General features: G+C 53.0%; 23 protein-coding genes. 9 read left to right on the forward strand and 14 right to left on the reverse strand.

Going from position 1 to position 18106, the window contains the following annotated elements:
- Nucleotides 1-66: 66 nt before the first annotated feature.
- Together ftsH and rlmE are read right to left on the reverse strand one after the other, a co-directional pair.
- Nucleotides 67-1992, reverse strand: coding sequence for an ATP-dependent zinc metalloprotease FtsH (gene ftsH / locus EE896_RS17060; protein ID WP_033743100.1), 1926 nt, complete (start codon nucleotides 1990-1992; stop codon nucleotides 67-69).
- Between the two features lie 113 nt (nucleotides 1993-2105).
- On the reverse strand, nucleotides 2106-2735 hold the full coding sequence (gene rlmE, locus EE896_RS17065; RefSeq protein WP_008925419.1) for a 23S rRNA (uridine(2552)-2'-O)-methyltransferase RlmE: 630 nt from the start codon (nucleotides 2733-2735) through the stop codon (nucleotides 2106-2108).
- A 127-nt stretch (nucleotides 2736-2862) separates the two neighbouring features.
- Between rlmE and yhbY the strand changes: the two genes are divergently transcribed.
- The gene (gene yhbY / locus EE896_RS17070) at nucleotides 2863-3156 is read left to right on the forward strand and encodes a ribosome assembly RNA-binding protein YhbY (RefSeq protein ID WP_008925418.1); all 294 of its coding nucleotides are present in this window, start codon (nucleotides 2863-2865) and stop codon (nucleotides 3154-3156) included.
- Nucleotides 3157-3262: 106 nt separating this feature from the next.
- Here yhbY and greA read toward each other — a convergent pair whose 3' ends face one another.
- Nucleotides 3263-3739, reverse strand: a complete 477-nt coding sequence (gene greA, locus EE896_RS17075) for a transcription elongation factor GreA (RefSeq protein WP_003851087.1) — start codon at nucleotides 3737-3739, stop codon at nucleotides 3263-3265.
- A gap of 248 nt (nucleotides 3740-3987) precedes the next feature.
- Between greA and dacB the strand changes: the two genes are divergently transcribed.
- Nucleotides 3988-5421 (forward strand): serine-type D-Ala-D-Ala carboxypeptidase, encoded by a 1434-nt coding sequence (gene dacB, locus EE896_RS17080; RefSeq protein ID WP_033743117.1) that lies wholly within the window; start codon nucleotides 3988-3990, stop codon nucleotides 5419-5421.
- A gap of 170 nt (nucleotides 5422-5591) precedes the next feature.
- On the opposite strand, the gene cgtA is transcribed toward dacB, so the two are convergent.
- The 3 genes from cgtA to rplU form a co-directional block, all read right to left on the reverse strand.
- Nucleotides 5592-6764: an Obg family GTPase CgtA gene (gene cgtA, locus EE896_RS17085; RefSeq protein WP_003851092.1), complete on the reverse strand. Its 1173-nt coding sequence runs from the start codon at nucleotides 6762-6764 to the stop codon at nucleotides 5592-5594.
- Nucleotides 6765-7006: 242 nt separating this feature from the next.
- Nucleotides 7007-7264, reverse strand: coding sequence for a 50S ribosomal protein L27 (gene rpmA / locus EE896_RS17090; RefSeq protein WP_003851093.1), 258 nt, complete (start codon nucleotides 7262-7264; stop codon nucleotides 7007-7009).
- Nucleotides 7265-7279: 15 nt separating this feature from the next.
- Nucleotides 7280-7591, reverse strand: a complete 312-nt coding sequence (gene rplU, locus EE896_RS17095) for a 50S ribosomal protein L21 (protein ID WP_008925416.1) — start codon at nucleotides 7589-7591, stop codon at nucleotides 7280-7282.
- A 256-nt stretch (nucleotides 7592-7847) separates the two neighbouring features.
- Between rplU and ispB the strand changes: the two genes are divergently transcribed.
- Both ispB and EE896_RS17105 read left to right on the forward strand, forming a co-directional pair.
- On the forward strand, nucleotides 7848-8819 hold the full coding sequence (gene ispB / locus EE896_RS17100; RefSeq protein WP_008925415.1) for an octaprenyl diphosphate synthase: 972 nt from the start codon (nucleotides 7848-7850) through the stop codon (nucleotides 8817-8819).
- A gap of 238 nt (nucleotides 8820-9057) precedes the next feature.
- Nucleotides 9058-9342: a helix-turn-helix domain-containing protein gene (locus tag EE896_RS17105; protein ID WP_003851095.1), complete on the forward strand. Its 285-nt coding sequence runs from the start codon at nucleotides 9058-9060 to the stop codon at nucleotides 9340-9342.
- Nucleotides 9343-9415: 73 nt separating this feature from the next.
- Here the strand turns inward: EE896_RS17105 and murA are convergent, their stop codons facing one another.
- The 8 genes from murA to EE896_RS22435 form a co-directional block, all read right to left on the reverse strand.
- Nucleotides 9416-10675 (reverse strand): UDP-N-acetylglucosamine 1-carboxyvinyltransferase, encoded by a 1260-nt coding sequence (murA, locus tag EE896_RS17110; protein ID WP_008925414.1) that lies wholly within the window; start codon nucleotides 10673-10675, stop codon nucleotides 9416-9418.
- Between the two features lie 67 nt (nucleotides 10676-10742).
- Nucleotides 10743-11000 (reverse strand): BolA family iron metabolism protein IbaG, encoded by a 258-nt coding sequence (gene ibaG / locus EE896_RS17115; protein WP_003851098.1) that lies wholly within the window; start codon nucleotides 10998-11000, stop codon nucleotides 10743-10745.
- A gap of 113 nt (nucleotides 11001-11113) precedes the next feature.
- Nucleotides 11114-11419 carry a lipid asymmetry maintenance protein MlaB gene (gene mlaB / locus EE896_RS17120; RefSeq protein ID WP_008925413.1) on the reverse strand — a complete coding sequence of 102 codons (306 nt, stop codon included), beginning with the start codon at nucleotides 11417-11419 and terminating at the stop codon, nucleotides 11114-11116.
- Nucleotides 11419-12054 carry a phospholipid-binding protein MlaC gene (gene mlaC, locus EE896_RS17125; protein WP_008925412.1) on the reverse strand — a complete coding sequence of 212 codons (636 nt, stop codon included), beginning with the start codon at nucleotides 12052-12054 and terminating at the stop codon, nucleotides 11419-11421. The genes mlaB and mlaC overlap by 1 nt, the downstream gene beginning before the upstream one ends.
- 15 nt (nucleotides 12055-12069) lie before the next feature.
- Nucleotides 12070-12615 (reverse strand): outer membrane lipid asymmetry maintenance protein MlaD, encoded by a 546-nt coding sequence (gene mlaD, locus EE896_RS17130; RefSeq protein ID WP_008925411.1) that lies wholly within the window; start codon nucleotides 12613-12615, stop codon nucleotides 12070-12072.
- Between the two features lie 4 nt (nucleotides 12616-12619).
- Nucleotides 12620-13402: a lipid asymmetry maintenance ABC transporter permease subunit MlaE gene (gene mlaE, locus EE896_RS17135; protein WP_078804847.1), complete on the reverse strand. Its 783-nt coding sequence runs from the start codon at nucleotides 13400-13402 to the stop codon at nucleotides 12620-12622.
- Between the two features lie 4 nt (nucleotides 13403-13406).
- Nucleotides 13407-14222, reverse strand: a complete 816-nt coding sequence (mlaF, locus tag EE896_RS17140; RefSeq protein WP_008925409.1) for a phospholipid ABC transporter ATP-binding protein MlaF — start codon at nucleotides 14220-14222, stop codon at nucleotides 13407-13409.
- Nucleotides 14194-14451, reverse strand: coding sequence for a hypothetical protein (locus EE896_RS22435; protein WP_128755139.1), 258 nt, complete (start codon nucleotides 14449-14451; stop codon nucleotides 14194-14196). Before EE896_RS22435 ends, mlaF begins: the two co-directional genes overlap by 29 nt.
- On the opposite strand from EE896_RS22435, the gene EE896_RS17145 reads away from it, so the two are divergent.
- From EE896_RS17145 to lptA, 5 genes are read left to right on the forward strand one after another with little or no spacing between them, the layout of a single operon-like run.
- Nucleotides 14450-15430: a calcium/sodium antiporter gene (locus EE896_RS17145; protein ID WP_003851100.1), complete on the forward strand. Its 981-nt coding sequence runs from the start codon at nucleotides 14450-14452 to the stop codon at nucleotides 15428-15430. The two genes, EE896_RS22435 and EE896_RS17145, sit on opposite strands and share 2 nt — an antisense overlap.
- Nucleotides 15431-15446: 16 nt before the next feature.
- Nucleotides 15447-16430: an arabinose-5-phosphate isomerase KdsD gene (gene kdsD / locus EE896_RS17150; RefSeq protein WP_003851102.1), complete on the forward strand. Its 984-nt coding sequence runs from the start codon at nucleotides 15447-15449 to the stop codon at nucleotides 16428-16430.
- A gap of 13 nt (nucleotides 16431-16443) precedes the next feature.
- Nucleotides 16444-17010, forward strand: a complete 567-nt coding sequence (kdsC, locus tag EE896_RS17155) for a 3-deoxy-manno-octulosonate-8-phosphatase KdsC (RefSeq protein WP_003851104.1) — start codon at nucleotides 16444-16446, stop codon at nucleotides 17008-17010.
- On the forward strand, nucleotides 17007-17579 hold the full coding sequence (gene lptC, locus EE896_RS17160) for an LPS export ABC transporter periplasmic protein LptC (RefSeq protein ID WP_008925408.1): 573 nt from the start codon (nucleotides 17007-17009) through the stop codon (nucleotides 17577-17579). The genes kdsC and lptC overlap by 4 nt, the downstream gene beginning before the upstream one ends.
- Nucleotides 17554-18105 carry a lipopolysaccharide ABC transporter substrate-binding protein LptA gene (gene lptA / locus EE896_RS17165; RefSeq protein WP_033762313.1) on the forward strand — a complete coding sequence of 184 codons (552 nt, stop codon included), beginning with the start codon at nucleotides 17554-17556 and terminating at the stop codon, nucleotides 18103-18105. The genes lptC and lptA overlap by 26 nt, the downstream gene beginning before the upstream one ends.
- Nucleotide 18106: the final 1 nt, after the last annotated feature.

The following is an 18106-nucleotide window of genomic DNA, read 5'->3' on the forward strand; positions in this document are numbered from 1 at the left end:
TGCTGATCAATATCTGGATGTAAAAAACCCCGGACCAGCCGGGGTTTTGTCTGACGATGTTACGTCTTATTTGTTGTACTGCTCTGACATGGTATTGCCTGGGTTTGGCGTACGCGGTTCATCAACCGGACGTGGCGCCTTTGGCGTACCGTTGCTATCTGAGTTGCTGCCTGGATCTTCCCAGCCTGCTGGCGGACGCACTTCGCGGCGTGCCATCAGGTCGTCGATCTGCGGTGCATCAATGGTTTCATACTTCATCAGCGCGTCTTTCATCGCGTGAAGGATGTCCATGTTCTCACCCAGAATGCGGCGAGCACGCTGGTAGTTGCTGTCGATCAGGTGTTTGACTTCCTGGTCGATGATGCGGGCAGTTTCATCAGACATGTGTTTCGCTTTCGCGACAGAACGTCCAAGGAACACTTCACCCTCTTCTTCTGCATACAGCAACGGACCCAGTTTTTCAGAGAAGCCCCACTGCGTCACCATGTTACGTGCCAGGTTAGTCGCGACTTTGATGTCGTTAGACGCACCGGTAGAAACACGTTCTGCACCGTAGATGATCTCTTCTGCCAGACGACCGCCGTAAAGCGTTGAAATCTGGCTTTCCAGTTTCTGACGGCTGGCGCTGATCGCGTCGCCTTCAGGCAGGAAGAAGGTCACACCCAGCGCACGGCCGCGCGGGATAATCGTAACTTTATGGACCGGATCATGCTCTGGTACCAGGCGACCAATAATCGCGTGGCCGGCTTCGTGGTAAGCCGTTGACTCTTTCTGCGATTCCGTCATCACCATGGAGCGACGTTCCGCACCCATCATGATTTTATCTTTCGCTTTCTCGAACTCAACCATCGACACCACACGCTTGTTTGAACGGGCGGCGAACAGCGCTGCTTCGTTGACAAGGTTGGCCAGATCGGCACCTGAGAAGCCTGGGGTACCACGTGCAATGATCGCTGCATCAATATCGGTAGCCAGTGGCACACGACGCATGTGCACTTTCAGGATCTGCTCACGACCGCGTACATCGGGCAGGCCTACAACAACCTGACGGTCAAAGCGGCCCGGACGCAGCAGCGCAGGGTCCAGTACGTCAGGACGGTTAGTCGCGGCGATAACGATAATACCTTCGTTACCTTCGAAACCATCCATCTCAACCAGCATCTGGTTCAGCGTCTGCTCACGTTCATCATGACCACCGCCTAAACCGGCGCCACGCTGACGACCAACGGCATCGATTTCATCGATGAAGATGATGCACGGTGCCGCTTTCTTAGCCTGTTCGAACATGTCGCGCACACGGGATGCACCAACACCGACAAACATTTCCACAAAGTCAGAACCGGAGATAGTGAAGAAAGGCACCTTCGCTTCGCCAGCAATCGCTTTGGCGAGCAAGGTTTTACCGGTACCCGGTGGCCCCACCATCAGAACGCCTTTTGGAATTTTACCGCCCAGCTTCTGGAAACGGCTCGGCTCACGCAGATATTCCACCAGCTCAGCCACTTCATCTTTCGCTTCGTCACAACCTGCGACGTCAGCGAAAGTGGTTTTAATCTGGTCTTCCGTCAACATGCGGGCTTTACTTTTGCCGAAGGACATCGCGCCCTTTCCGCCACCGCCCTGCATCTGACGCATAAAGAAGATCCACACACCGATCAGCAGCAGCATCGGGAACCACGAAATGAAGATTGAAGCCAGCAGGCTTGGTTCTTCCGGCGGTTCGCCAACCACTTTGACGTTTTTGGTCAAGAGGTTATCGAGCAACTTAGGATCATTGACAGGAATGTAGGTGGTATATTTATTGCTGTCTTTTTTGACAACGTTAATTTCACGCCCGTTAATGCGTGCCTCGCGGACCTGATCCTGGTTCACTTCCGACAGGAAGGTTGAATAATCAACCCGACGGCCATTCGACTCGCTGGGCCCAAAGCTCTGGAATACTGACATCAGCACGACCGCGATGACTAACCAGAGAATCAGGTTTTTCGCCATGTCACTCAAGGGATTAACCTCATATTACATCGGTGTTAACAGATAGCGTAGGGTACTATAGTTCCTGCATACATGGAATCGCAGCAACGCTGCGGACTTCTCCAGCAATTTGGTTATAGTTTGCGCCCAGTCGCCACAATGTACACTTCACGTGAACGAGAACGTGAAGCGTCCGGCTTACGAATTTTTACTTTCGTAAACAGGGAGCGAATTTCCCGCAGGTATTCATCGAAGCCATCTCCCTGAAACACTTTCACTACAAAACTGCCGCCAGGTGCCAGGATATCCCGACACATCTCCAGCGCCAGCTCCACTAAATACATCGACCGGGGAATATCTACGGCAGGTGTACCACTCATATTCGGCGCCATGTCGGACATGACAACCTGAACTTTCTGATCGCCAACGCGCTCAAGCAGCGCATTGATCACCGATTCTTCACGAAAATCGCCCTGAAGGAAATCGACACCGACTATTGGATCCATTGGCAGGATATCACAGGCAATGACGCGCCCTTTGTTCCCGATTTGCTGTACCACATATTGCGACCAGCCACCGGGTGCGGCACCCAGATCTACCACGGTCATACCGGGTTTGAACAGCTTGTCACCCTGTTGTATTTCATCAAGTTTAAACCAGGCGCGCGAGCGCAACCCTTTTTTATGCGCCTGGAGCACATATTTATCGCTAAAGTGTTCCTGAAGCCAGCGGCCGGAGCTGGCTGAACGCTTTTTACCCGTCATATTATTTCCAACTAAATCGTCATCGTAGCGATAAACCTGCACGCAATGGGTTGCGTCGATTTGGTGATATACCCGAGATGGCGGTAGAATGAACCGTTTTCAATCCCTGAGTAAGTAAAAAACTACGATGAATCTAAGTACCAAACAAAAACAGCACCTCAAGGGCCTCGCCCATCCACTCAAGCCCGTGGTTATGCTGGGTGGCAACGGCCTGACTGAAGGCGTGCTGGCCGAAATCGAGCAGGCTCTGGCGCATCACGAACTGATCAAGGTAAAAATCGCCTCAGAAGATCGTGAAACGAAACAGCTGATCGTTGAGGCTATCGTGCGTGAGACCGGTGCCAGCAACGTACAGGTGATCGGCAAAACGCTGGTGCTGTATCGCCCCTCTAAAGAGAGCAAAATTTCTCTGCCACGTTAAGTGGGCAAAGAAAGTGACATGCTCTTACCTCAGATAAAAGGCCGCGATGCGGCCTTTTTCTTTTCTTTACATTGTGCTTTAACGCTTTTCAAAGCGTAGCAACATCTTAAAGGTATTCCACCTTCAGGATTTCGTACTCAACGTCGCCGCCTGGGGTTTTAACAATAGCCACATCATCGGCCTCTTTTCCCACCAGGCCACGCGCCATCGGCGAATTGACCGAAATCAGATTTTGCTTAAAGTCCGCTTCGTCATCGCCCACGATACGATAAGTCGACTCTTCGTCGGTCTCGACATTCAGTACGGTCACCGTTGCGCCGAAAATTACGCGGCCAGTTTTAGGCATCTGGGTGACGTCGATCACCTGCGCATTGGAGAGTTTGGCTTCAATCTCCTGAATACGCCCTTCACAAAAACCCTGCTCTTCACGCGCAGCATGGTATTCCGCGTTTTCTTTTAAATCGCCGTGTTCGCGTGCGTCAGCGATAGAGGCGATAATGCGCGGGCGCTTCACGGTTTTCAGCTCGTTCAGCTCTTCGCGCAATCTTTCAGCGCCTCTTAACGTCATCGGAATCTGATTCATTTAAGCTCCTCGCCCTCTTTCCTGTTAACGATGTCATCCTGACCGGTGACTGCAGAAAAAAGCGTTCTGCGGCACATTAGCCCGTTTTTGCAAATAAAAGAATCCTGACCCGGAGATGCTTCCAGGCCAGAAAAGAGTTTTGCAATTTGATACGTATTTTACCCCAGAGTTCACTGCGGGTCATCGTTTACTTTGCACCGTCCGGCAACGTAGTATTGACGCCCTCACCTGCCAGTTACCGCGAGATTATGCGATTTTCACGACTTGTTACCGGATTAAGCTGTGCATTTATGCTGCAGGCACACGCAGCGCCAGTTGATGAATACATGCAGTACCTGCCTGACGGTGCCAATCTGGCGCTGATGGTCCAGAAAGTGGGTGCTTCAACACCGATCATTGATTATCACGGAAAACAGATGGCCCTGCCCGCCAGTACCATGAAAGTGGTGACGGCGCTGGCGGCATTACTGGAACTGGGTGGCGATTTCCGTTTTCAGACCACTTTTGAGACTCGCGGCGCCATTATAGATGGCACCCTGAACGGCGATTTAGTCGCACGTTTCGGCGGTGATCCCACTTTAACCCGTCAGGATCTGCGCAACATGGTCGCGGCGATTAAGAAGCAGGGTATTAACCATATCAAAGGCAATCTGGTTATCGACACGTCCGTGTTTGCCAGTCACGACATGGCGCCGGGCTGGCCGTGGAACGATATGACTCAGTGCTTCAGCGCCCCGCCGGGTGCTGCGATTGTTGATAAGAACTGTTTCTCGGTGTCGCTCTACAGCGCGAATACGCCGGGTGAAAATGCCTTTGTTCGCATCGCCTCCTATTATCCGGCGCATATGTACAGCCAGGTCCGCACAATCGGCCGCAACAGCGGCGAAGGGCAATATTGTGAACTGGATGTGGTGCCGGGCGAGTTGAACCGCTACACGCTGACTGGCTGTATGCGTCAGCGTGCCGAACCGCTGCCGCTGGCCTTTGCCGTGCAGGATGGTGCGGCCTGGGCTGGCGAGATTCTCAAGGCGGAACTGCGGTCGTCAGAGATTGATTACAGCGGGCATCTGGTGCGTCAGACGCAGGTCACGGAGCCAGGCACCGTACTGGCATCGACCCAGTCCGCGCCGCTGCATACGCTGCTGCACACCATGCTGAAGAAATCAGACAACATGATTGCCGACACGGTGTTCCGCACTATTGGTCATCACTACTTCAACGTACCAGGAACCTTCCGTGCCGGGCAGGATGCGGTTCGTCGTATCCTGAAAGCGAAAGCCAACGTCGATATGGGCAACAGCATCCAGGTCGATGGTTCCGGCCTGTCGCGTCACGACCTGATTTCGCCGCAAACCATGATGCAGGTGTTGCAGTTCATTGCGAAGAATGACAACACGCTGGATTATATTTCGATGCTGCCGCTGGCTGGCTATGATGGCACGCTGCAATATCGGGGCGGACTGCATGAAGCAGGACTGGATGGCAAAGTCTCGGCGAAAACCGGTTCATTGCAGGGCGTCTATAACCTGGCGGGCTTTATCACTACCTCAAGTGGCGCGCGGGTGGCGTTCGTTCAGTTCCTTTCCGGGTATGCGGTACCGCCGGAAGATCAACGTACCCGTCGTATTCCCCTGGTGCGTTTCGAGAGCCGACTCTACCGCGATATCAATCAGAACAACTGATTACGCAGTAATAAAAACGCAGCAGGTGATCAACCTGCTGCGTTTTTTTATGGCTGAACGCTTCAGAAGCGGATACCAGCGTCGCCCTGAAGTGCTGGCTCCAGAAAGAACAATGCCCCCTTTCATTCCTGAAAGGGGGCATCCTATATCACGCTGTAGCAGACGCGCGGTTAACGCTGATAGATGATTTCAACACCTTCGTCGTCTTCATCATCCCAGTCGTCATCCCACTCTTCATCTTCCACTTCGACCGTGTTTTCAATGGTTTCTTTGTGGTAATCGTCCCACATAAACTCCACTTTTTCCGGCTGTTTCTCTTCAAGCTCGGCTTCTTTCGGGTTGGCATTGATGAAGCTCATCACGTCCCAGCAGAGTTCGTTGACACCAGTACGGCTTGCGGCAGAGATCAGGTAATACTTATCTTCCCAGCCCAGCGCTTCAGCAACGGCTTTTGCCCGTGACTGCGCTTCTTCTTCGCTAATCAGATCAATCTTGTTGAAGACCAGCCAGCGTGGCTTGTTGAACAGCTTCTCGCTGTACTTTTCGAGCTCGCCGAGAATAATGCGGGCATTTTCAACCGGATCGCTTTCATCGATCGGATCGATGTCGATCAGGTGCAGCAATACGCGGCAACGCTCAAGGTGTTTCAGGAAGCGGATACCGAGGCCAGCACCGTCTGCTGCGCCTTCAATCAGGCCAGGAATATCAGCCACGACGAAGCTCTGCTCGCTGTCCATACGGACTACGCCCAGGCTCGGCACAAGCGTGGTAAATGGATAGTCCGCCACTTTTGGTTTGGCAGCTGAAACAGCACGGATAAAGGTTGATTTACCGGCGTTCGGTAAGCCCAGCATCCCAACGTCTGCCAGCAGCATCAGCTCCAGCTGCAGGTCACGTTTTTCACCTGGAGTACCCATCGTTTTCTGACGAGGACTGCGGTTCACTGAGGATTTGAAGCGCGTGTTGCCCAGACCATGCCAGCCGCCCTTGCCGACCATCAGTTTCTGGCCGTGACGCGTCATGTCACCGAGTGTCTCACCTGTACCCTGATCGATAACCCGGGTGCCGACTGGCACTTTAACTTCGATATCTTTACCGCGTTTGCCTGTACAGTCGCGGCTCTGGCCGTTCTGTCCGCGCTCTGCCCGGAAAGATTTTTCGAAACGATAATCGATAAGGGTATTGAGGTTTTCATCAGCGATCAGATAAACATCACCGCCGTCACCGCCATCACCGCCATCAGGGCCGCCTCTCGGGATATATTTTTCGCGGCGGAAGCTCACGCAACCATTACCGCCATCACCGGCGACGACCAAAATTGTCGCTTCATCTACAAACTTCATTTTCTATCTCCGTCACACAATCGTCTGCAGCACTCTGCAGACGGGTCCGCCAGGGTCTTCTGCGCTGACCAGCGGCGGATAAATCAGGATTGGCTTTCGCCAGTGCGTACACAAAGTGTACAGCAAACTTTTGTGATGCGTCGCTTTTACCGCAACAGACCGCAGAATGTAAAAAGCCCCGCAGGAGCTGCGGGGCCTTCAATTCGTGCGTTCAGACGTTAAACGTCTGCGTCACGACAACCTTACTCAGCAACGATGCTGATGTATTTACGGTTGTTCGGACCTTTAACTTCGAACTGTACTTTACCGTCTGCGGTAGCAAACAGGGTGTGGTCACGACCACAACCTACATTGGTACCGGCGTGGAATTTGGTGCCACGCTGACGAACGATGATGCTACCTGCCAGAACAGATTCGCCACCGAAACGCTTTACACCCAGACGTTTTGCATTGGAGTCACGACCATTTCGAGTCGAACCACCAGCCTTTTTATGTGCCATTTGTCAGATCTCCTCTTACGCCGTGATACCAGTGATTTTCACATCAGTGAACCACTGGCGATGGCCTGCTTGCTTACGGTAGTGCTTACGACGACGAAACTTAACAATCTTAATTTTCTCGCCACGACCGTGAGCAACAACTTCTGCCTTGATCATTCCGCCTGAAACCAGTGGCGCGCCGATTTTCACGTCTTCGCCATTAGCAATCATCAGAACCTGGTCAAACTCAATCGTTTCACCGGTTGCGATGTCCAGCTTTTCCAGGCGAACGGTCTGACCTTCGCTAACTCGGTGTTGTTTACCACCACTTTGGAAAACCGCGTACATATAAAACTCCGCTTCTGCGCTTGCCTTTTAGTTCATCAGGCGGCGCGCTAAATATTCACAATAGGGCGCGAATTCTACGCAAAACTCCAGAAGAAGACAAGAGCACTTTGCACACTCTTGCAGAAAAAAAACACAGGCTGAATGCAACCGTTTCTCAGGCACAAAATTCAAGTACAATCAGTAACAGATTACCTGAACGCTGGCTGAGTAAACCACTTACCATGGCAGAGATAACGAGTCATAGCTGAAAAGACGAATGAACTTAGAACAGATTAATGAATTAACCGCACAGGATATGGCTGCCGTTAACCAGACCATCCTCGACCAGCTGAATTCAGATGTCTCGCTCATCAACCAGTTGGGCTATTACATCATCAGTGGTGGGGGCAAGCGTATCCGTCCCATGATTGCCGTGCTCTCCGCACGTGCCATGGGCTACAAGGGCGACCTGCACGTGACCAATGCGGCGCTGATCGAATTTATCCACACCGCCACGCTGCTGCATGACGATGTCGTGGATGAATCCGATATGCGTCGTGGCAAAGCGACCGCGAACGCGGCGTTTGGCAATGCGGCAAGCGTGCTGGTCGGTGACTTTATTTATACCCGCGCCTTCCAGATGATGACCAGCATGGGTTCGCTGCGTATCCTGGCGCTGATGTCAGAGGCAGTAAACGTCATTGCTGAAGGTGAAGTCCTGCAGCTGATGAACGTGAATGATCCCGACATCACTGAAGAGAGCTACATGCGCGTCATTTACAGCAAGACAGCGCGTCTGTTTGAAGCCGCCTCGCAGGCTTCTGCAATTCTGGCTGAAGCCACACCTGAAGAGGAAAAAGCCCTGCAGGATTATGGGCGCTATCTGGGTACGGCTTTCCAGTTAATTGACGACTTACTGGATTACAGTGCTGATGGTGAAACGCTGGGTAAAAATACTGGCGATGACCTGAGTGAAGGCAAACCCACCCTGCCACTGCTGCATGCGATGCAGCACGGCTCGCCTGAACAGGCGAAGATGATCCGTGAAGCCATTGAACAGGGAAATGGCCGCCATCTGCTGGAACCCGTACTGGAAGCGATGAATCAGTGTGGTTCTCTGGAGTGGACGCGCAGTCGTGCCGAACAGGAAGCGGATAAAGCCATTGAAGCCCTGAGAATTCTGCCGGAATCGCCATGGCGCAGTGCCCTGGAGTCGCTGGCGCACATGTCAGTTCAGCGCGATTTTTGATCCCTCACGGAGCCTTCCGGGCTCCGTTTTCATCTCATCCGTCCCCATTATTCTTATTTCCTGCAAGCATTTGCACACCTTTTGCGAGTCATCCCACAGACCCGGCGCTGGATCTAAAAATAACTGGAAATTAATGGAAACTTTTTGCTATAAAACCCCTGTTCTTTCCAGATGGCACTAAAAAGGAAAGCCAACGTCCTGCTGGACGACGCAATGACAAGGAAAAGGAGAACAGGTTATGGAAAAAATAAAGGAAGACTGGCATCCGGCTGACATTATCGCGGCGCTGCACAAACGCGGTATGACGCTGGCAGCACTATCACGCGCATCGGGTCTGAGTTCGTCAACACTGGCTAATGCGCTGACGCGCCCGTGGCCCAAAGGAGAATGGCTGATCGCCGACGCGCTAACGATTCACCCGAGTGAGATCTGGCCCAGTCGATATTATGATCCCCACACCCACCGCCTGCTGGATCGCAGAAAACGTATCCGGACGCCTGCAGCGCATTCCGACAGCAACTGAGACCGCAGGCTATTTTCAGGCGAAAAAAAAACCAGCCCTGAAGGGGGCTGGCTTTTTGAGTGCCTCAGCAGACTTACTCTTCGCTGACACGCTCGATGTTCGCGCCCATTGCTTTCAGTTTATCTTCGATGTGCTCATAGCCACGATCGATGTGATAAATGCGATCAACGAACGTCGTGCCTTCCGCAATACAACCCGCCAGAACCAGGCTGGCAGAAGCACGCAGATCGGTCGCCATCACCTGCGCACCTGACAGGGTTTCAACCCCATGACAGATTGCCGTGTTGCTCTCAATCTCAGCATGTCCGCCCATGCGAATCAGTTCAGGGATATGCATAAAACGGTTTTCGAAAATGGTTTCGGTAATCAGACCCGTGCCTTCCGCAACCATGTTTAACAGGGTGAACTGTGCCTGCATATCTGTCGGGAACCCCGGATGCGGAGCGGTGCGCACGTTAACCGCTTTTGGTCGCTTGCCGTGCATGTCCAGACTGATCCAGTCTTCACCGGTTTCAATATCGGCACCCGCATCACGCAGCTTAGCCAATACAGCATCCATGGTATCTGGCTGGGTTTTGTGGCACATCACTTTGCCGCCTGAAATGGCAGCAGCCACCAGGAAGGTACCGGTTTCGATACGATCGGGCAGAACGCGATAAACACCGCCACCCAGACGCTCAACGCCTTCGATGGTGATTTTGTCGCTACCTGCGCCACTGATTTTGGCACCCAGGGTGTTAAGGAAGTTGGCGGTATCGACAATTTCCGGCTCACGCGCCGCATTCTCGATCACAGTGGTACCTGTCGCCAGCGTCGCTGCACTCATGATAGTGACCGTTGCGCCAACGCTGATTTTGTCCATGACAATCAGCGCGCCTTTCAGGCGTCCATTGACTGAGGCTTTAACGTAGCCCTCTTCCAGTTTGATCTCAGCACCCAGCTGTTCCAGACCGGTGATATGCAGATCAACCGGACGCGCGCCGATAGCGCAGCCACCCGGCAGAGAAACCTGACCCTGACCAAAACGCGCCACCAGCGGACCCAGCGCCCAGATTGAGGCACGCATGGTTTTGACCAGGTCATAAGGCGCACAAAACACATCTACCGCACTGGCATCGACATGCACAGAACCGTTGCGTTCGACCTTCGCACCCAGCTGGCTCAGCAGTTTCATGGTGGTATCAATGTCGCGCAGCTTTGGCACGTTCTTAATCTCTACCGGCTCTTCAGCCAGCAGGGCAGCAAACAGAATAGGAAGTGCGGCGTTCTTTGCCCCGGAAATGGTGACTTCACCACTTAAACGGGTGGGGCCTTGCACACGAAATTTTTCCATCAACACGGCTCTCGATTAACTAGCTAAAAATTGGACTCGCTCACGGCGAGTTCACCACGCAGAAGGATCAGAAACCGTTGAGTTTACGGTCACGTGCCCATTCAGCGGGAGTATAAGTTTTGATAGAGACAGCATGCATGCGGTTATCCGCGATGAATTCCATCAGCGGCGCATAGACAGCCTGCTGCTTTTTCACGCGGCTCAGTTCGCCAAACAGTTCGCCTACGGCGATCACCTGAAAATGGCTGCCATCGTTGCTCATCACATGAACTTCGTCTAAAGGCAATGCGGCCATCAGCACGGCCTGAATTTCACTGTTTTCCATTGGGCTTAACTTCACTTAATAATAATAAGGCTGACATAGTAGAGGAAAGCGGCTGACTCTTAAATACGCAAAAGCCCCTGCTGGAAACAGGGGCTTAGCATAACAACCGGAAATCAGGCGCTTTTATCCGCAGAAACAATAATCTGTTGCAGATTGTAAAGGGTAATCAGCGAGCGCAGTTTGTCACTGATGCCTGTAAAGCATGGGGTTATACCCTGTGCACGCGCGATTTCCCGCAAGTGCACCAGCAGGGCGAGACCGGAAGAGTCCACCCGCTCCAGCCCCGCGACGTCGATAGTATCGACATCTTTGATCAGCGTCTCGCGTTGCTGCCACAGGCTCATCAGCGTGTCGCGATCCAGTTCGCCTTTAAGTAATAGCGTGCTGGCTTCCCGCTCCCAGCGTAACGATTCGTGCATTATTGTTGTTTATCCAGCGTAATCGGCTGTGCCGCAGAAGACTTCAGTTGTGCCGTCAGACCATCAATACCTTTGGTACGCAACAAATCGCTCCACTCATTTTGTTTCGTGGTGATCATGCTGACGCCTTCGGCGATCATGTCATAAGCCTGCCATTTCCCGCTCTGGCTATTTTTACGCCACTGGAAATCGAGGCGTACCGGCGGACGTCCATTTGGGTCAATAATGGTGACACGAATAGCGACAATCTGGGCGTCGCCTAACGGCTGTTCGGGCTGAATCTGGTAGCTCTGGCCGTTATAGAGTGCCAGTGCCTGACCATACGCCTGCGCCAGGTAATCACCAAAGGCGCTGAAATAGGCTTCACGCTGAGCAGGTGTTGAGTCACGATAGTAGCGTCCCAGCACTAACGCGCCTGCATATTTAATCTGCACATATGGCAGGAGCTCCTGACGCACAATCTCACGCAGGTAGTTGGGATCCTGCTTGATTTTCGGCTGCTCATTTTTCAGACGGGTGAATGTCTTCTGCGCCGCTTCGTTCATCAGCTTGTAAGGATTGCTCTGATCGGCTGCGGTCGCCGTCAACGGTACCGCTACCACCAGCATGGCAATCATCAATAAACGTTTAAACATGGTAAACCCTCTTCTTTAAGGTTGAGCCGGTGCCGCAGGCGCAGCACTGTCGCCTTCCTGCGCGTCTTTGGAGTCAGTTTTTTGTTTGTTATCGCCGCTCTTATAAAGGAACTGGCCGATCAGGTCTTCGAGCACCATGGCTGACTTCGTATCACGCAGCGTATCGCCATCTTTCAGCATCGCCGAGCCGAGCTCAGGATCGTCAAAGCCTAAGTTCAGCGCCAGGAACTGCTCACCCAGCAGGCCCTGAGTACGGACAGCCAGCGAACTGGTATCTGAAATTTTATTCGCATACTGATCGCTGATCTCCATGGTGACACGCGGCAGCAGCGTTTTCGGCTCAAGCGCTATTTCTGTCACCCGGCCAATGACCACACCACCAATTTTGACCGGCGAACTGGCTTTCAGGCCGCCGATATTGTCAAAGGTCGCGTAGAGTTTCCACGTCGGCTCTGTGCCCATCGACTTTAAATCGGCGACGCGCAGACAGAGAAACAATGCGGCGATCAACGCCATAATCATAAAAATGCCAACCCAGATTTCGCTTTTTTTGCTTTGCATTGCATCAATTCCCAAACATCAGTGCTGTCAGCACAAAATCCAACCCGAGCACCGCCAGTGAAGCATGTACTACGGTACGCGTTGTCGCGCGACTGATCCCTTCAGAAGTGGGAATCGCGTCATAGCCATTAAAAAGAGCAATCCAGGTGACCGTTACGGCAAAGACGGCGCTTTTGATGATGCAGTTAACGATATCGGTTCGGAAATCGACCGCGTTCTGCATAGCTGACCAGAAGAAACCGGGATCGATCCCCTTCCAGCTCACGCCAACCAGTGCACCGCCTGCAATACCGACCGCAGTGAAGATCATGGTCAGTAGCGGCATGCTGATAAAACCGGCCCAGAAGCGCGGCGAGACTACCCGGCGCAACGGATCCACCGCCATCATCTCCATACTGGAGAGCTGTTCAGTGGCTTTCATCAGGCCGATTTCAGCCGTCAGTGCCGATCCTGCCCGTCCGGCAAACAGCAGCGCGGTAACAACCGGCCCCAGTTCACGCAGCAAGGAGAGCGCCACCAGCATACCCAGACTGGTTTCTGCACCATAGGTGTTCAGCACCAGATAGCCCTGCAGTCCGAGTACCATGCCGATAAACAGACCTGAAACCACAATAATCAGTAACGACAGTACGCCAACACTATAGAGTTGTTTGATCAGTAGCGGCGTATGTCTGCGGAACGCGGGTTTTCCCACCAGCGCGTGAAACAGCATTAATCCTGCGCGTCCAAAACTGGCGCACGTTTCAATTCCCTGACGACCGAATGACGCCAGCGCCTTCAAGACCATCTGTTTAGTTACTCCCTGAGCCGGTTAAATCAGCGAGATAGTCGCCGGCAGGAAAACGGAAGGGAACCGGACCATCCGCATGGCCATCAATAAACTGGCGCACGCGCGGGTCATTATTCTCTCGCAGTTCCGGCGTGGTGCCGTGTGCGATAATTTTTTGTCCGGCCACGATATAGGCATAGTCCGCAATACTCAGTACTTCCGGTACGTCGTGCGAGACCACAATACAGGTCAGGCCCAGAGCATGGTTAAGTTCGTCGATTAATTTTACCAGCACGCCCATGGTAATCGGATCCTGTCCGACAAAAGGTTCGTCGAACATGATCAGCTCCGGCTCAAGCGCAATTGCACGCGCCAGTGCCACACGGCGTGCCATCCCGCCCGACAGCTCAGCTGGTTTCAGCTGGGCAGCACCGCGCAGACCCACCGCTTCCAGCTTCATTAATACGGTGCTGTGCAGAATCGGTGCAGGCAGACGGGTATGTTCACGCAGCGGCCAAGCCACATTTTCATAGACCGTTAAGTCAGTAAACAGGGCACCAGACTGGAACAGCATGCTCATTTTCTTGCGCGCTTCGTACAATTTAGCGCGTGACAATGACGGAATGTTTTCGCCACGGAAAAAGATTTCACCGCTGGTTGGCTGAAGTTGCCCCCCAATCAGGCGTAGCAGAGTGGTTTTTCCTATCCCCGATGGCCCCATTATCGCCGTGACTTTCCCTTTCGGCACGGTCAGCGAAATGTCGTCGAAGATAGTGCGATCTCCGCGCGAAAAACTCACGCCACGAACCTCAACCAGATTCGTTTGCTGCTGGATCATTATTACCTCTTGTAAGGATCGGGCGTAAACATGGGGTACGATGGTAGCCTGTTCGGTCCTGATTCACGATAGCTTTACAGAAACTTACCGCTAAGATTTGGCGAAAATGGTCATTAAATTTACTTTTGCCGTTCAGGCGGTCAAAATCAGCGCCTGTCTCGCCAAACAGAACCTTAAACCGGTCGGGAAAAGCATTGCCGGCCCGGGTTTTTACGCAAGGATTTTTCATGTTCTTAGCTTCTGCACTGCTGATTATCGGTTTGCTTTTACTGGCATATGGTGCCGATCGTCTGGTGTTTAGCGCCTCAATATTGTGTCGATCTTTTGGCATCCCGCCACTGATTATCGGCATGACCGTTGTCAGCATCGGCACCTCGCTGCCCGAGATGATCCTCTCCTTTTCAGCGGCGCAGCATGGCCAGATGGATCTTGCTGTGGGTACCGCGCTCGGCTCGAATATTACCAACATTTTACTGATCCTCGGTGCCGCTGCGCTCATGCACCCGCTTTACGTCCATTCTAATCTGATACGCCGCGAACTTCCGTTAATGTTGCTGGTTACCCTGCTCAGCGGATTCATGCTGTTTGACAATCAGCTTAGTCGACTGGATGGAATTGGCCTGATCGCCATAGCCGCTATTTATCTGATGGTGGTGATTCGCATTGCACGAAAAGCGGAACAGGACAATAACGACACCCTGACCCGCGAACAGCTGGCCGAACTGCCTCGCGAAGAGAGCGGAAATACAGTGGCCTTTCTCTGGCTGGCCGTCGCGCTGATTATACTGCCGATGTCGACGCGGATGGTGATCGATAATGCGACCGCTTTTGCCGACTACTTTGGCGTCAGTGAACTGGTCATGGGCCTGACGCTTATCGCCGTGGGAACCAGCCTGCCTGAGCTGGCAACGGTCATTGCTGGCGCGCTGAAAGGTGAAGATGATATCGCGATCGGCAATCTGATCGGCGCCAACATTTATAATATTGCCATCGTGCTGGGCCTGCCGGCGCTGATTCATCCTGGCAGCATCGACTATCACGCTTTTGCCCGTGATTATTGGGTGATGCTGGGCGTCAGCGTGCTGTTTGCCTTGCTTTGCCTGCTTCGTCGCCGTCGGGTTGGTCGCACGGCAGGCTTAATTTTACTCTGTGGTTTCTTCGTCTGGGTGACGCTGCTCTGGATGCAGCCGGCATTTATGGACGGTTAACAAGGACAGACTCACTATGTCATATCAGCAACCAACAGCATTTGATTTTCAGCAGGCGGGAAAAACTGTCCTGCGCATCGAGCGTGAAGGACTGGAACAACTCGATCAATATATCAATGACGATTTCGCCCGCGCCTGCGCCCTCATTTATGCCTGTCAGGGAAAAGTGGTGGTCATGGGCATGGGCAAGTCTGGCCATATCGGCAAAAAAATGGCGGCGACCTTTGCCAGTACCGGCACGCCCGCCTTTTTTGTGCATCCGGCTGAAGCCAGCCATGGCGATCTGGGGATGGTGAGCAAAAATGATGTGGTCATCGCCATCTCTAACAGCGGTGAGTCCAGCGAAATTCTTGCGCTGATCCCAGTGTTAAAACGTCAGCATATTTCGCTGATCTGCATCACCGGACGGCCTGACAGCGCGATGGGACGGGTTGCCGATGTGCATCTTTGTGTTCATGTTCCGCAGGAAGCGTGTCCGCTGGGTCTGGCGCCCACCTCCAGCACGACGGCCACGCTGGTGATGGGTGACGCGCTTGCGGTTTCGCTGCTGGAAGCGCGTGGATTCACGGCGGAAGACTTTGCCCTCTCCCATCCTGGCGGTGCGCTGGGCCGCAAGTTGCTGCTGCATGTGGCTGATATCATGCACAGCGGCGATGAGCTGCCGCACGTCACGCGGGATGCTTCACTGCGCGATGCGCTGCTGGAAATTACGCGCAAAAACCTGGGACTGACGGTGATCGTCGACGGTCTGATGAAAATTGAAGGCATCTTTACCGATGGCGACCTGCGCCGCATTTTTGATATGGGCATCGATTTTCAGCGCGCCACCATTGGCGAAGTGATGACGCCGGGTGGCATCCGCGTCCGGCCAAATATGCTGGCGGTTGAAGCCCTGAACCTGATGCAGACCAAAAACATTACCTCGATTCTGGTGGCCGATGACGACCGTCTGCTCGGTGTGGTACATATGCATGACATGCTGCGCGCTGGCGTAGTCTGAACAGGAAGAGAAAATGCAACAGGCAACTCCCCCGATTGAAACCTGCTATGGCCCGGTCAGCGCTGATGTTATGGCACGCGCCAGCAACATTCGTCTGCTGATCTGCGACGTCGACGGCGTGATGTCCGACGGGGTGATCTACATGGGAAATAATGGCGAAGAGCTGAAGGCATTCAACGTGCGGGACGGTTATGGTGTGCGGTGTTTGCTGACCTCTGATGTAGAAGTGGCTATTATTACCGGCCGTAATGCCCGTCTGATGGAAGATCGCTGCAAAACGCTCGGCATCCGTCATCTTTATCAGGGACAATCGGATAAGCTTTTGGCCTATCGTGAACTTCTGGATAAACTGTCTCTTTCCGACGACCAGGTCGCCTATATTGGTGACGATCTGATCGACTGGCCGGTTATGGCGAAGGTGGGATTAAGTGTGGCAGTGGCGGATGCACACCCGATCCTGTTGCCACGCGCCCACTACGTAACGCGGATCGCCGGTGGACGCGGCGCGGTACGCGAAGTATGTGACCTGATATTAATGGCGCAGAACAAATTTGAGGATGCCAAAGGGCAATCAGTATGAGTAAAAGCAGGCGTTGGATAACGCTGATTCTGACCTTGATTGCACTGGTTTTGATCGGCTGGAATCTTACTAACCAGGATGACAATGGCACGCCCGTCGGGCCCGACAGTCAGTCGCCGACCTACACCAGTGCTGATTCACACACTGTGGTTTATAACCCGCAGGGCGCGCTGTCATATAAACTGGTCTCAGACAAAGTGACCTATTTCTCGGATGACGAGCTGAGCTGGTTCGAAAATCCGGTGATGACCACTTATGATGAGAATAAAATCCCTACCTGGACGTTACGCGCCGATAAAGCAAAGCTCACCAAAGATCGTATGCTTTATCTGTATGGCCATGTTGAGCTGAATACGCTGACGCAGGATTCTCAGCTTGAGCGCATTAAAACTGATAACGCACAGATCAACCTTGTCACTCAGGATGTTACCTCTGATGATCAGGTAACATTGTATGGACGCAGTTTTAACTCCACCGGCATGAAAATGCGCGGCAATTTACGGACAAAAAACGCCGAGTTAATCGAGAAGGTCAAAACCTCATATGAAATTCAAAATGAACAAAAATAGCCTGAAGCTTTTACTGGCCAGCATGTTGCTGGCAACCAGCGTTCCGGCGCTTGCCCTGACCGGTGACTCGGATAAGCCCGTCAACATTGACTCGCAGAATCAGGCACTCGATTTGCAGGGCAATGTCGCGACCTTTACCGGCAATGTCATCGTGACGCAGGGTTCAATCAAAATCACGGCGGATAAAGTCGTGGTAACCCGTCCCGGTGGCGACAGCAAGAAAACCATCGTTGATGCCTACGGCAACCCCGCTACGTTCTATCAGATGCAGGACAGCGGCAAGCCGGTTCAGGGCCATGCCTCAAAGCTGCACTACGAACTGGCTAACGACTTCGTTGAACTGACCGGCAATGCGTTCATTGAGCAGCAGGACAGCAACATCAAAGGCGATCGTATTACCTATCTGGTAAAAGAGCAGAAAATGCAGGCTTACAGCCAGGGCCAGAACAAGCGCGTCACTACCGTCCTGGTGCCGTCGCAACTTCAGGATAAAGGTTCGTCCAACAGCGGAAAGAAGAGTAACTGAT

Origin of the sequence: Pantoea eucalypti (genome assembly GCF_009646115.1) — a bacterium.
In the GTDB taxonomy this organism is placed as follows: domain Bacteria; phylum Pseudomonadota; class Gammaproteobacteria; order Enterobacterales; family Enterobacteriaceae; genus Pantoea; species Pantoea eucalypti.